The organism is Cyclobacterium xiamenense (assembly GCF_900109255.1).
In the GTDB taxonomy this organism is placed as follows: Bacteria; Bacteroidota; Bacteroidia; order Cytophagales; family Cyclobacteriaceae; genus Cyclobacterium; species Cyclobacterium xiamenense.
The window spans coordinates 321,772-335,366 of sequence record NZ_FNZH01000003.1; the positions used below are offsets into that span (position 1 = coordinate 321,772).

At 48.6% G+C, this 13,595-nt stretch carries 13 protein-coding genes; 2 read left to right on the top strand and 11 right to left on the bottom strand.

What is annotated here, in order from left to right:
• Position 1 precedes the first annotated feature (1 nt).
• A complete protein-coding gene (locus BMW71_RS10890) occupies positions 2–1,135 on the bottom strand; it encodes an amidohydrolase (RefSeq protein ID WP_092173564.1) in 1,134 nt (377 codons plus the stop codon).
• 27 nt (positions 1,136–1,162) lie between these two features.
• Positions 1,163–1,834 carry a peptidoglycan DD-metalloendopeptidase family protein gene (locus tag BMW71_RS10895; protein WP_092173566.1) on the bottom strand — a complete coding sequence of 224 codons (672 nt, stop codon included), beginning with the start codon at positions 1,832–1,834 and terminating at the stop codon, positions 1,163–1,165.
• Positions 1,835–1,976: 142 nt separating this feature from the next.
• Between BMW71_RS10895 and BMW71_RS10900 the strand changes: the two genes are divergently transcribed.
• Positions 1,977–2,933, top strand: a complete 957-nt coding sequence (locus BMW71_RS10900; RefSeq protein ID WP_092173569.1) for a pyridoxal-phosphate dependent enzyme — start codon at positions 1,977–1,979, stop codon at positions 2,931–2,933.
• Between the two features lie 21 nt (positions 2,934–2,954).
• Here BMW71_RS10900 and BMW71_RS10905 read toward each other — a convergent pair whose 3' ends face one another.
• From BMW71_RS10905 to BMW71_RS10915, 3 genes are all read right to left on the bottom strand, one after another.
• Positions 2,955–4,097, bottom strand: coding sequence for a cysteine desulfurase family protein (locus BMW71_RS10905; RefSeq protein WP_092174812.1), 1,143 nt, complete (start codon positions 4,095–4,097; stop codon positions 2,955–2,957).
• 26 nt (positions 4,098–4,123) lie between these two features.
• Positions 4,124–5,515 (bottom strand): phosphoglucosamine mutase, encoded by a 1,392-nt coding sequence (gene glmM, locus BMW71_RS10910; RefSeq protein WP_092173572.1) that lies wholly within the window; start codon positions 5,513–5,515, stop codon positions 4,124–4,126.
• A 64-nt stretch (positions 5,516–5,579) separates the two neighbouring features.
• The gene (locus tag BMW71_RS10915) at positions 5,580–5,810 is read right to left on the bottom strand and encodes a hypothetical protein (RefSeq protein ID WP_092173574.1); all 231 of its coding nucleotides are present in this window, start codon (positions 5,808–5,810) and stop codon (positions 5,580–5,582) included.
• 81 nt (positions 5,811–5,891) lie between these two features.
• On the opposite strand from BMW71_RS10915, the gene mazG reads away from it, so the two are divergent.
• On the top strand, positions 5,892–6,680 hold the full coding sequence (gene mazG / locus BMW71_RS10920) for a nucleoside triphosphate pyrophosphohydrolase (RefSeq protein ID WP_092173577.1): 789 nt from the start codon (positions 5,892–5,894) through the stop codon (positions 6,678–6,680).
• A 349-nt stretch (positions 6,681–7,029) separates the two neighbouring features.
• On the opposite strand, the gene BMW71_RS10930 is transcribed toward mazG, so the two are convergent.
• The 6 genes from BMW71_RS10930 to BMW71_RS10955 form a co-directional block, all read right to left on the bottom strand.
• Entirely contained in the window at positions 7,030–8,547 is a 1,518-nt protein-coding gene (locus BMW71_RS10930) for a GH3 auxin-responsive promoter family protein (RefSeq protein ID WP_092173582.1), read from the bottom strand.
• Between the two features lie 15 nt (positions 8,548–8,562).
• Positions 8,563–9,294 carry an LPS export ABC transporter ATP-binding protein gene (gene lptB / locus BMW71_RS10935; protein WP_092173585.1) on the bottom strand — a complete coding sequence of 244 codons (732 nt, stop codon included), beginning with the start codon at positions 9,292–9,294 and terminating at the stop codon, positions 8,563–8,565.
• A 2-nt stretch (positions 9,295–9,296) separates the two neighbouring features.
• Positions 9,297–10,997, bottom strand: coding sequence for a single-stranded-DNA-specific exonuclease RecJ (recJ, locus tag BMW71_RS10940; protein ID WP_092174815.1), 1,701 nt, complete (start codon positions 10,995–10,997; stop codon positions 9,297–9,299).
• A gap of 107 nt (positions 10,998–11,104) precedes the next feature.
• On the bottom strand, positions 11,105–11,698 hold the full coding sequence (locus BMW71_RS10945; RefSeq protein WP_092173588.1) for an SPOR domain-containing protein: 594 nt from the start codon (positions 11,696–11,698) through the stop codon (positions 11,105–11,107).
• A gap of 130 nt (positions 11,699–11,828) precedes the next feature.
• Positions 11,829–12,707, bottom strand: a complete 879-nt coding sequence (lipA, locus tag BMW71_RS10950; RefSeq protein ID WP_092173590.1) for a lipoyl synthase — start codon at positions 12,705–12,707, stop codon at positions 11,829–11,831.
• A gap of 64 nt (positions 12,708–12,771) precedes the next feature.
• Positions 12,772–13,494 carry a hypothetical protein gene (locus BMW71_RS10955; protein WP_241684824.1) on the bottom strand — a complete coding sequence of 241 codons (723 nt, stop codon included), beginning with the start codon at positions 13,492–13,494 and terminating at the stop codon, positions 12,772–12,774.
• Positions 13,495–13,595: the final 101 nt, after the last annotated feature.

The following is a 13,595-nucleotide window of genomic DNA, read 5'->3' on the forward strand; positions in this document are numbered from 1 at the left end:
ATTAATAGTTTAGTTTTTTGATGATGGCTGTAAAAAGCGCGACACCCGTCTCCAGGATTTCGTCCGGAAAATCGTAATGCCCCTCGTGAAGTTGGGGTTGTTGCTTGCCCGCGCCCAAGCCGAATAGAAAGCTGTTGGTCAGGGAGGCAAATTTGCCAAAATCCTCTGACCAGCGAAACGGAGTCCGAATATGTTTTCGCTTTAAGGCGAGTTCTTTGGCGGCGTCATTTACCAGTTCCCAGGGTACCACGTCGTTGATAACGGCCTCAAATTCCTCGCAATAGCTGATGTTATAGTCCAGGCCCTGCTCCCTGGCAATCAAGCCAGCTAGTTTTTCTGCATGGTTGGTCAGGGCCTGCATGGTCTTGTTGTCGAAGGTACGTAGGGTAGCCATCACTTGTGCTTCACCGGGAGAGGTCCCAAAGGCAATCTCTCCCAGTTGGGCATGGATGACGGTTACCAACGAGAAGTCCGGGATGCTTTCGGGTAATTTTTCCAAAGCGATTATCAATTTGCACATGGCTTCTGCCGGGCTCAAGCCGTCTTCCGGATGTGCGGCATGGCTTGTTTTCCCATGTAAGGAAATGGTCATTCCTTTAGAAGCAGCGGTAAATGCACCTTTTTTTAGAACAATTTCATTTTTGGTGTAACCGGGCAGGTTGTGCAGGGCAAAAGCAAAATCTGGCTGTATCTGCGCGAAATTTGTTGATTCAATCACCTGGGTAGCCCCCAGTCCGGTTTCCTCAGAGGGCTGGAAGATCAAGACCACCTTTCCTTTCTCGGGTCGTTGCGCTGCCAGTTCCAGTCCTACACCGCAAACGATGGCCATGTGACCGTCATGGCCACAGGTGTGGGAGACACCCTGATTTTTGCTTTTATGGCGGTGATTCCCCACTTCTGGAATTGGTAGTGCGTCCAGCTCCGCCCGAATCAGCGTGGTTGGGCCTTTTTCTTTTCCTTTAAAAACCACCCCTAGCCCATAGGGCCCCAGGTCTTCCACGATTTCATCCGGCTGTAGCGCCTCGAAAAAAGCTTTTATCTTTGAAGAGGTTTGCTGTTCTTTTCCGGAAACTTCCGGTTCCTGATGCAACTCCTTTCTGAAAGCACGTATTTTTTTTACTGTTTGGGAATTCATTGTAATGCAAGTCAATTGTTGTGTTTACTACCAAAAGGCCTGGAGACCCAGCCAGGAACAGGGGTCCGGGCAATTGGATAAATAGTGATCGGTTTCCATCTCTGTACAAACTCCTGGATAGTCTCCCGACCAATTGCCCAAATCACGAATGATCTGAAAATGCACGTGTGGAGGCCAGTTTCCATTCTCTCCGGCCGGACCCAAATGTCCGATTTTTTCTCCGCTAAGAAAAGTTTGTCCGGGTTTTAACTGATTCAGGTCTTTACGACTCAGGTGGCCATACAGGCTAAAGATTGTTTCTTTCTGCCAGTGATGTTCCAGGATGATCGTGGGCCCATAATTTCCAAAACCGGCGTTATCCTGAAAACTGTGCACCTTTCCCGGCAGCGGGCAAAATACAGCTGTTCCGGAAGGAGCCCAGATATCCACGCCCAGGTGGATGTTTCGGAAGGTACACAGTTGGTGTGCAAATACCTGGCTTCGCTGGTAAATTGCTCGTTTTTCAGCATATCCGCCCACACCGTATTTCTTTTGCCCGTCTGCCAGCAGACCTGAGATAAAGGCCGAAAACGCCAGGGTATCCTGCAAGTCAATCTGGCATAAGGACCTGTTCGCGGCGCTCATGTCCAGGCCGAGGGTATTGTCCCTGTTGAGCGCTTCCCCCATTAGCGGGAAGAAATCGGTTGTTTGTGTGGCCATATGCGGTATGCAAAAACAATTTCTAAAAACAGACTCAATATAAGGATTTTGTTAGCGGGTAAAAGGGAATCCCACGGATTTCTGGATGCAAAGATTCAACCAAAGTCTTTGCCGCTTTTGGATTTTTATGCATTTTTAGCCTATGAAAAAGAAGCTGGAAATTGATTCACACAGCATCGTTGAAGCGCGTGAGCGAATCGATGCCTTCGTGCATTGGACGCCGCTGATGCGTTCATCCGCTATCAACAAGCTTGCAGGATGTGAGTTGATTTTTAAGTGTGAGAATTTTCAGAAAGTGGGCGCTTTCAAAGCCAGGGGAGCGGCAAACGCGGTACTAAAGCTGCAGCCTTCCCAACGGGAGAAAGGAGTAGCTACACACTCCTCCGGTAACCATGCTGCGGCCCTGGCACGGGCTGCCTCCGCAGCTGGAATCCCGGCCTATATCGTGATGCCCGCTACTGCTCCGGAAATAAAAAAACGGGCCGTGAGAGAATACGGAGGACTGATTTTCGAATGTGAGCCTAACCTGCAGGCCCGGGAGGAAGGTCTTCGGTCCGTTGTGTCCACCTATGGAGCGGTTTTTATCCCTCCCTATGACCATTGGGATGTAATAGAAGGTCAAGCTACCTGCGCTTACGAAATCGTTGAATCCGGCTTGTCCCTCGATGTATTGATGACGCCGGTTGGAGGTGGAGGACTACTTTCCGGGACGGCACTTGCGACCCATTTTTTTTCGCCCGAAACGAAGGTGATCGGCGCAGAACCTGAAGGTGCAGACGATGCTCAAAAGTCCTTCCTGGCCGGAAAACGGATTCCATTGCAACAGGCAAATTCCATCGCGGATGGATTGTTGACTTCATTGGGAGAAATAAATTTCGCTATCATATCCCGCTACGTCACGGACATCCTTACGGTCAGTGATGATGAAATCATTGCTGCCATGAAATTGATCTATGAACGAATGAAGTTGGTGGTAGAGCCCAGTTGCGCGGTGCCTCTTGCCGTGGTATTGCGAAATAAATCCCGTTTTCAGGGGCAGCAGGTGGGAATTATCTTATCGGGAGGCAATGTGGACCTGGCTCGGCTGCCTTTTCGGTGAGGCCGTTCTTTTTTTCCTAACCTATTGGCCCGGGTAAAGTCCTTTTAGCTGAGTGACGGTGTAATCCACTTCCTCATGCGTAGTGAAGCGGCTGAAGGAAAACCGTACGTTTTCTCTTTCCGGATCCGCACCCAGCGCTTGCAGGACATGGGAACCCAATCGGGCACCACTGCTGCAAGCCGATCCTCCGGATGCGGAAATGCCCGCGAGATCCAGGTGAAACAAGAGCATGCCACGGGTAGCTTCATTGGGAGGAAAACCGACGTTAAGGACGGTGTACAGACTCCGGGATGGATCCCCGGACAAGCCATTAAAGGTGACTCCTGGTATGGCTTGCTGAAGCTGCCGTATGAAATAATCTTTCAGGGCGGAAACCTGCTGCCGGTGTTGTTCTTGGTTTTCCTGGGCGATTTCCATGGCTTTGGCCATGCCGGCGATTGCGGCAATGTTTTCGGTACCCCCTCTACGATTCCGTTCCTGAGAGCCCCCTTCGATTAGGGGAGGGATTTTTTTAGCTTTATTGATGTATAGAAATCCCACTCCTTTTGGTCCGTGAAATTTATGGGCCGATCCAACAATGGCATCGACGGACAGCTCTTGTAAATTAAGCGGGTAGTGGCCGACGGTTTGAACCGTGTCCGAATGAAAATAGGCTCCGTGTTCCCGACAGTATTGCGACACGGCAGCCAGGTCGGCGAGGTTGCCAATTTCGTTGTTGCCGTGCATGAGGGATACCAGGGAGCGGGGATTTTTTTGGAGAAGTTGCTCCAGTTGTTCCAGATTCACCGAGCCGTTTGCGTCGACGTCTAGCAAAGATAGGGTAATGCCAAGCCTCCTGCTGGCCTGCTCGACCACGTGCAAAACCGCGTGGTGTTCCAACGGGGAACTAATAATTTGCTGAATTCCATAGGCAGAAATCGCTCCCAGGAGGGCCGTGTTATCGGCTTCCGTACCGCCGGAGGTAAAAACGATTTCCCCGGGACTAACGCACAGCAGGGAAGCGATTTTTTTTCGGGCTTTTTCCAGTTCCACCCGTGCATTTCTGCCGTGGGCATGTACCGAGGAAGGGTTTCCGTAGTTACCCGTAAAAAACGGCATCATGGCCTCCAATACCCGTTCGTCCAGGGGCGTTGTAGCGGCATTGTCTAAATAGATCGAGGGCATACTGGCCATGCGTAGGGGGGCGGAAATTAGCTTTTCTCGGCAATGATTTCTTTGATATCCAACATGATTTTGTTGGCGAGGTGGTCGGCAGTTGCGGAGGTTTCCGATTCGGAGTAGATACGAATGATGGGTTCGGTATTGGACTTTCTCAGGTGCACCCATTCCTTGTCGAATTCGATCTTTACACCGTCGAGGGTGTTGATCGGATACTTCTGGTACTTCAATTTGATTCGATCAAGGATACCGTCCACATTGATGGTAGGCGTGAGTTCAATCTTGTTTTTTGAGATGAAATAATTGGGGTAGCTGGCCCTAAGTCGACTGGTTGTTTTTCCAAACTTAGCCAGATGGGTCAGGAATAAGCCAATGCCCACCAAGGCGTCTCGGCCATAATGAGATTCCGGATAAATGATCCCTCCATTTCCTTCACCGCCAATGATGGCATCCGTAGCTTTCATTTGATTAACGACATTCACCTCGCCCACAGCCGCGGCCTGGTACTGCCCGCCCCTCTTGTCGGTGACGTCCCGAAGGGCCCGTGTGGAGCTCAGGTTGGAAACGGTGTTGCCCGTTTTTTGCGAGAGTACGTAGTCCGCCACAGCCACGAGCGTATATTCTTCGCCGAAGAAGCTCCCGTCTTCGTTTAGAAAGGCAAGGCGATCCACATCCGGGTCGACCACGATGCCCAGGTCATAATTTCCATTTTCCAGCTTTAGTGAAATATCCCGCAGGTGCTCGGGAAGGGGCTCAGGATTGTGAGGAAACTCCCCGTTGGGTTCACAAAACAGCTCTTCCACCAGTTCCACGCCGAGGGCTTTTAGCAGCCTTGGCACAGCTAAACCTCCAGTAGAATTCACACAGTCAACAATGATTTTAAATTTTCGCTCGGCGATTGCTTCCCGGTCCACCAGGTCGAGGTCAAGTACGTGCTGGATGTGGTAGTCGAGGTAGTCGTCGTTTTTGCTATAGGTTCCCAGCTTGCGAACTTCTGCAAATAGGAAGTCATCCGTTGCTGCTTTTCGCAAGACTTCCTGACCCTCGCTGTCAGAAATGAACTCGCCCTGCTTATTTAGAAGCTTTAAAGCATTCCATTGAATGGGATTGTGACTGGCGGTCACGATGATTCCCCCTCCGGCATTTTCTCTGGGAACGGCCAATTCTACGGTTGGGGTAGTGCTTAGGCCCAGGTCGACCACATCCAGTCCCATCCCCAGCAGGGTTTGGGTTACCAGTTGCGCAACCATTTCTCCGGACAAGCGCGCATCCCTGCCGATAACAATTTTTTTCTGATCGGAATTTTCCAGGACCCAGGCGCCGTAAGCGGCGGAAAATTTTACAATATCCAGCGGAGTCAGGCCTTCTCCGGGTTTCCCACCGATGGTGCCCCGTATACCTGAGATTGATTTGATTAATGCCACGTAAAAGAAATTTATAAAAGAATGTGTAAAAGTAGGTCCATTTGCATCTGCCAGGGCATCCTTCTTATTTAAACCGGGCCATTACCTTGTCCACCTCGTTGTCGGGGTTGCCGCAAGAAGCGTCGGAATCCACTTTTTTTCCGCAATAGCCGCAGGTTCCCCCATCTTTGTTTAGGTAGGGGTTTTGAGAGGCGCAGGTTCCTTTGAACTGTCCGTTTTTAAGGAAAATAAGCCTTACAGACATCAAAATGAAAAAAATCGCCAGGAATGCCAATGTTAAATATACAGTTGTCATATCAAATTTATTTCTGCAAATTTACGTATTACTTTCAAAACGTTCCTACCGACGTATAAGTTTCCTAGCAATTTTATACCTATGTCCGAAAAGAGGAAATCCCAACTGACAGCTTTTGATCAATTGTTGACCATTATGGATGAACTGCGGGAGCAATGTCCCTGGGATAAAAAGCAGACCATGGAGACGCTCCGGTACCTGACGATCGAAGAGACCTTTGAGTTATCGGATGCCATCCTCGATAGCGATCTGGAAGAAGTTAAGAAGGAGTTGGGGGATTTGTTGCTTCACATTGTTTTTTACGCGCGACTGGGTGATGAGCAGCGGGCTTTTGATATTGGGGCGGTGATTCGGCAGCTAAACGAGAAGCTGATCAGACGGCATCCGCATATCTATGCGGAGACGGAAGCGAAGGACGAAGAGGCCGTCAAACAGAACTGGGAGAAAATCAAGCTTAAGGAAAAGGGAAACCAAAGTGTCCTGGGAGGCGTACCCAAGTCGCTTCCTGCTTTGATCAAAGCCATGCGGATTCAAGAGAAAGCACGTGGGGTAGGATTTGATTGGGAAGCCGACGAGCAGGTCTGGGAGAAAGTACAGGAAGAACTACAGGAATTCAAAGAGGCCATGGATCAGCGGGAGCGGGACAGAGATGCAGTGGCGGCCGAATTTGGAGATGTGCTCTTTTCTCTGATCAATTATGCCCGATTCCTGGATATCAATCCGGAGGAGGCACTGGAACGTACCAACCGAAAATTCATCCACCGGTTTCAATTTTTGGAAAAAGCAGCCAGAAATTCCGGAAAATCACTTGCGGATATGAGTCTGGCTGAAATGGACGTATTTTGGGAGGAAGCAAAAAAACGGGAGTGAAAAAATGGCGCAAGAAAATAAAATTTCGGAAGCCTGATTATCCACCTTTTCGTTTGACCCATCATGCAAAAAAATTATAATTTTTCAAGTTTATCCACAAAGTAACGATTTTTTTAACTATATAAATGCCTGAAAAACAGTAGAATAAATAAGGGTATTCACTCGATGTGAATAACTGGAAGAAAATGTGGATAAAAAAAGCTTGCTTTTTTCATTCGCTGAATGCCGCGTAATTAGCTGGTTTTTGCCGGTTGGTTTTGTCGCCGTTTCTTTGGTTACGCCTCCCGCAGCTCCCTTATTTAATTGCCGGGAATAGAATTTAATTTTGTTCGCTGCCCGGTAACCGGGCTTACAATAGCCGGACAATTTCATCCAGGTAATCCCGGTTATTTGAAAGCCGCGGTACTTTGTTTTGTCCTCCGAGTTTCCCTTTGGATTTGAGCCATTTCTCAAACAATCCCTCTTCGACCAGGTGGACGATCGGTAATTTGAGTACCATGTCGCGGTAGCGTTTGGCATCGTAATCTGAATTGGCTGCACGCAGCTCTTCGTCCAGGATTCGAACAAAGGTCTCGCGGTCCTCTGGGAAATGCACAAACTCGATGATCCACTCGTGTGTACCCTGTTCCTGATTATCGCCAAAATACACGGGTGCTGCGGTAAAGTTGCTAATGCTGGCTCCGGTGATTTTGCACGTATTTTCGATGGCTTTTTCAGCGTTTTCTACGATGAGTTCTTCGCCAAATGCGTTGATAAAGTGCTTGGTACGTCCGGAAATTTTGAAACGATAGGGCCGGATGGAGGTAAACTTCACGGTGTCCCCAATTTTATAGCGCCAGAGTCCGGCATTCGTCGTAATCAGCAAGGCATAGTTTTTCCCCACTTCTACCTCATCCAGGGGAATGACTGTAGGCTGCTCCTGCTCCAGTTCTTCCATAGGGATGAATTCGTAAAAAATTCCATAATCGAGCATTAACAGCAGTTCGTCACTGTCGATTTGGTCTTGAATACCAAAAAAACCTTCGGAGGCATTGTATGTTTCCATGTAATGCATTCCTTCCGAAGGGATGAGTTTCTGAAAAAGGTTTCGGTAGGGACCAAAGGCCACTGCACCATGAAAAAACACTTCCAGGTTGGGCCAGACATCCAGAATGTTGCTGCTTCCGGTCTTTTCGAGAACTTTATCGATCAAAACGAGCGTCCAGGTAGGCACGCCAGTTAGGCTGGTTACGTTTTCGCCAATCGTTTCCTCGGCCATTTTTTCGATTTTTTCCTCCCACTCACTCATGAGGGCGACCTCCAGGCTGGGCGTTCGGGCCAATTGTGCCCATTTGGGTAGGTTGCGCATAATGACCGCTGAGATGTCGCCATAGGAACTACTTTTGTTGTAATCCAGCGGGTTGGTTTGCAGGCTGCCGCCAATAGACAGGCTTTTTCCGGTAAAAAGTTTGGTATTGGGATAGTTGGTTACGTAGAGGGAAAGCATGTCTTTTCCTCCTTTGAAGTGGCATTCTTCCAAACTCTCCGGCGATACCGGTATGAATTTACTGCGGGAGGAGGTAGTACCGGAGGACTTGGAAAACCAATGGATGGGGGTGGGCCATATCACGTTCTGCTGGCCTTTCATCGTCTGTTCGATATAAGGCATGATGCTTTCGTAGTCGTGCATAGGCACCCACTGATTAAAATCTTTGTACGAGGAAATTTGCCTGAAATGATGCTTTTTACCAAACTCGGTGTCTCTGGCGGTGTAGATCAATTTAAACAGAATCTCGTGCTGGATTTCGAGGGGGTTGTTTTTGAATTTTTCAATCTGACCAATCCGGTTCTTAAAGATCCAGGTCATAAAGGTATTGATGACTTCCATGTGGGGGATTTCCGTTTAAATTTTTCTTTTTAGCTCAAAGTTTTTGCCCAGATAAACCTTTCGGACCTGCTCGTCTGCAGCGAGTTCCTCGGCAGTACCGGCTTTGAGTAGCCGACCTTCAAACATTAAATAAGCACGGTCGGTGATGGAAAGTGTCTCGTTTACATTGTGGTCGGTGATCAGGATCCCGATGTTTTTGTCTTTAAGTTTGGCAACGATGTATTGGATTTCTTCTACCGCAATGGGGTCTACTCCGGCAAAGGGTTCGTCCAGAAGCACAAACTTGGGGTCCACCGATAGTGCCCGGGCGATTTCGGTTCGTCGCCGTTCTCCCCCGGAGAGCACCATGCCGAGGTTTTTCCGTACATGGGTAAGGCTGAATTCCTCCAGAAGCTGATCCACTTTTTCCTTTTGCTCCTTTTTAGGTAAGCTGGTCATTTCCAATACCGCCAGGATATTCTCTTCTACCGTGAGTTTCCGGAAAACTGAAGCTTCCTGAGCCAGGTAGCCGATTCCCAGTTTTGCCCGCCTATACATGGGGAGGGAGGTGATGTCATCTCCGTCCAGGAAGACCCTTCCGCCGTTAGGCTTGATTAGGCCCACGATCATGTAGAACGACGTAGTCTTACCGGCTCCGTTGGGCCCCAATAGCCCGACAATTTCTCCCTGTTCTACGGAGACGGAGATGTCATTCACCACCTTTTTTTTCTTGTATATCTTGATCAGGTGTTCTGCCCTTAATATCATTGTTAGTCAAATTTGATATCCTTTACGTACAATTGGAGGCTGCTGGTGTTGCGAAAGGTATTTTCTCGAATTTCGAATGCGATATTAAAACGCATTTTACTGTTTAGCAACTCGTAGTACTTAGCAAATCCGAAGCCAATACAGACGGGACGGGTATTTTGTCCGTCTTGAATGATTTCAAACCGGAGGTGTTTGTCTTTTAAAACCCGCACGTTTTCGGCATGTACCTGATTTGCGCAAAAAACAGGCTCCGGATTGCCCGGACCAAAGGGAGCCATTTGCTTTAAAATGTTGTAAAACCGGTAGTTAATTTGATCCAAAATCAGTTCCTCGTCGATCTCAAGAATGGGTTTTAAGTGAATCTCACTGACTCGTTCGCTGACAATGGATTCAAATTTCTTTTGAAAGGCGGGGACGTTTTCGACGGATAAGGTAAGTCCGGCAGCGTATTTATGTCCGCCAAATTGCTCCAGTAAATCGCTGCAAGCAGCGATGGCTTCGTAAATATCAAAGTCGAAAACGGAGCGTGCGCTGCCGGTGGCCTTGTTATTGGATTCGGTGAGGATGATCGTAGGCCGGTAATATTTTTCGATGCAGCGGGAAGCCACGATGCCGATAACCCCCTTGTGCCAATCTTCTTTAAACAGCACGGTACTTTTGGAGCTGCCATTTTGTTCCTGGGTATCGATCATTTCCAACGCTTCCCGGGTGATGTTTTCATCGAAATTTTTTCGGGCAGCATTGACATCTTCAACCAGCTCGGCCCTTCGGACGCCTTCGTCAAGGCTGGAAGCAATGAGTAATTCCACAGAAGCTTTGGCATGTTCCAGGCGACCGGAGGCGTTGATCCTCGGACCGATTTTGAATACAATGTCGGTGATGTCGATGTCCTTTTCGACTTTGCCCTTAAGGATCAACGCTTTGATTCCGGGCCTTGGGTTATTGTTGATCCGGTCCAGTCCGTAGTAGGCGAGAATACGGTTCTCCCCGGTGATGGGGACGATATCCGAAGCGATACTGATGGCGACCAGGTCCAGGTAGGAGTACAGGTTTGCCTGACTTCGCCCGGTGAATTCCGAGAAGGCCTGAACCAATTTAAAGCCCACCCCACAGCCACTCAGTTCTTTGTACGGATAGGAGCAATCCTCGCGTTTGGGATCCAAAACGGCGATGGCTTTGGGAAGCTGCTCGCCGGGGGTGTGGTGATCACAGATGATACAATCCACCCCCAATTCATTAGCCAAATCGATTTTGTCCAGGGCTTTAATGCCACAGTCCAGGGACACCAGAAGCTTGAACTTGTTTTCTGCGGCATACCGAACGCCTTTTTCCGAAATACCGTACCCTTCTTTGTACCGATCGGGGATATAAAAGGCCACGTGTGGGTAAAACGAGGTAAGAAAACTGTAAAACATGGCGACAGAGGTGGTCCCGTCCACGTCGTAATCGCCATATACCAAAATGGGCTCGTTGTTTTCAATGGCCCTGACGAGTCGGTTTACAGCCAGATCCATGTCCTTCATGCGCATGGGATCGTGTAGTTTGTCGAGGTCCGGACGAAAAAAATCTTTGGCTTGCTGAAAATCCGCTATACCCCGATTTACCAGCATGTTCGCAAGGGTAGGGTTTACGTTGATATCGCTGCTCAGGCGTTCGACGGTCTCTTCTAGCGCCTTGTGTTTACGTTTCCATCTAAAATCCATACTGGGGTAAATTACAAAACAAACAGGCCGGACAGGGCAAAAAATTCCCATATCTTCGCTAAAAAACGAAAGCAATGCCCAAACATCAGGAGGCTAGCCGCTTAAAATTACTCAATCACCTCGGTAAGTACCTCCTTAAGTGGGACGCGTTCACCGTCCTTGTACGGCACGATCCAGGCTTCTTTTACGCCGATTTTGCGTAGTTTTTTCTTGAATGCATCGGCCATCTCGTAGTCCCGAAACTGGCCCAGCACGTATTTGATGTAGCCGTCCTGGTCGATAATTTTGAGGTCGCTGCCATTTTCGGTAAGCTCTCGCAGGTCATAGTCATCAAATGCGGCCAGTTGGACCTTGAATACCACTCCACGATCCCAGGGATTGGTTTCTGTGTCCGCTACCGGGCGGTCTCCCGACGCTTGCGTTCCCATTCTGGAAAGTTGTTGCGTTAAGCGGCTGATTTCATTGTTCTTATCTTCAATGACCTGATTCAGGTTCGCCTCTTTTTCCGAGAAACTGCGATTTTCCTCAGCGAGCTGTTCGTTAGTTTCCACCAGGTTTTTGTACCCTTCCGGCGTCAGCTCTTTTTTCTGCTGTTTCCAGGAAGCGTATTCCTCCTTGCTTAATCCCCCGATGGTCTTAGGTGAACAGGAAATCAGCAATAACCCCAGAAATAGCAACGTATATAGTTTGTTGAAATTCATTGTGATGCCAAATTAAAACCGTGTATGTCAATAAGGACATCCTTAAATTACAAAAAATAAACCATTATCTGCTTTTTAGCCGACAAAATCCCAAAAAAAAGCGGTTCCTGTGAAAAAGAACCGCTTTTTTCTAGACATTGACGTGTCTCTCTGCGTGGTAGGAGGATCGAACCAATGGTCCGGATTCTACGTACTTGAGTCCTCTTTCCAGTCCGGCTTCCCGGTAGGCTTCGAACTGTTCCGGGTGGATGAATTCCGCCACTTCAATGTGGCGGCTGGTAGGCTGCAGGTACTGACCGAGTGTTAAGATATCGCATCCATGCGCGACCAAATGATCCATGGCCTGATGCACTTCCTCTTTGGTTTCCCCCAATCCTAGCATGATACCTGTCTTGGTTCGTTTGCCGTATTCTTTGGTTAGCTTTATTTGCTCCAGGGAACGCGCGTACTTGGCTTGGGGGCGTACCCTTCGGTACAGGCGTTCGACGGTTTCCATGTTGTGGGAAACTACTTCCTGGCCTGCACTAATCATGCGGTACAAGGCATCCCAGTTGCTTTTTACATCGGGTATCAAGGTTTCAATGGTCGTCTCTGGCGAAAGTCTCTTGGTTTCGGTGACGGTTTGGTACCAAATTTCCGCTCCCCGGTCTTTTAGCTCATCCCGGTTTACCGAGGTGATGACGGCATGTTTTACCTGCATGAGCTTGATGGCTTCGGCTACCCGGCGCGGCTCGTCCTCATCGTATTCCGGAGGCCTTCCGGTGGCCACGGCGCAGAAGGAGCATGAGCGGGTACAAACGTTTCCAAGTATCATAAAGGTCGCCGTTCCGGCGCCCCAGCATTCGCCCATGTTGGGACAGTTTCCACTTTCACAAATGGTGTGCAGTTTGTGTTCGTCCACCAGTTTGCGCACCTTTGCGTATTCTTTGCCTATGGGTAACTTTACCCGGAGCCAGTCTGGTTTTTTCTTTTTTGTTTGTGCTTCAGCTATTACCGGCAGTTCTATCATATCGAATGTTTTATTCGGTCCAAAATTAATGAAATAGGCAGGAATCCCAAAGGAACCCGATTTGCTACCGCCGAAACCCGTAAAAGAGGGTAAAGTAGACGGATTGGAAAACCTGCCGATTTTCCGTAGTGGGCATCAAAGGAATCTCTTTGGTAAAACCCTCTAATTGGTAACCCAGTTCCACCCCGGTTACGTTCGATTTAAAAAACCCGAATTCAAAGGTCATGGCTGCCTTGGCATTTCCACCAAAGGCAATCTCGGAATCCCCGATTCCCTCAAAAAGCCTGCCTGGGCCCAACACGTTGAATCGACTTTGGTGCACGGCAGGATCGTATTGCTCGCGTACCGTCTCGGTGCGGTTGAGCGAATATTCGATAAAATACGGAGCAATCAGGCCGATGGATGGACCAATGGCACCCAACAGGGAAATTTGGACGCCTTGATGGGGGGCTTTCTTAAAAATAAGCACCTCTCTACCGTATTGGGGGCGAATGGCATACAGGTAATTGGATTTACCAAAGATGTAGCTGTTTCCCAAAACGGTATTGTATCGGACCTCTTTCGGGTTTTTTACGTTTGCCAATTCCAGATTGAAAAATTGAAACAAATTATCACCGATACGGGAGCCCAATTTGAAGCTGACACCGCCGATTAATCCTCCATTGGTATTTTTATTGATTCCAAACAGTACCTCCTGATCGTAGTCGTAGTCACCCGCCTCACCGCGTTGTGCCAGCAATGGATGCGTGGCCAGCAACGCCAGAGCCAGAATAAGTAAGTATTTCATTTTAACCTTCATAGATGATCAGGAAAATAAACGCTAAATTTGTACGCATTGTTACCGTTGCAGGTCTAAAAATAATCAGATTATGCTAACAAACAAAGGCC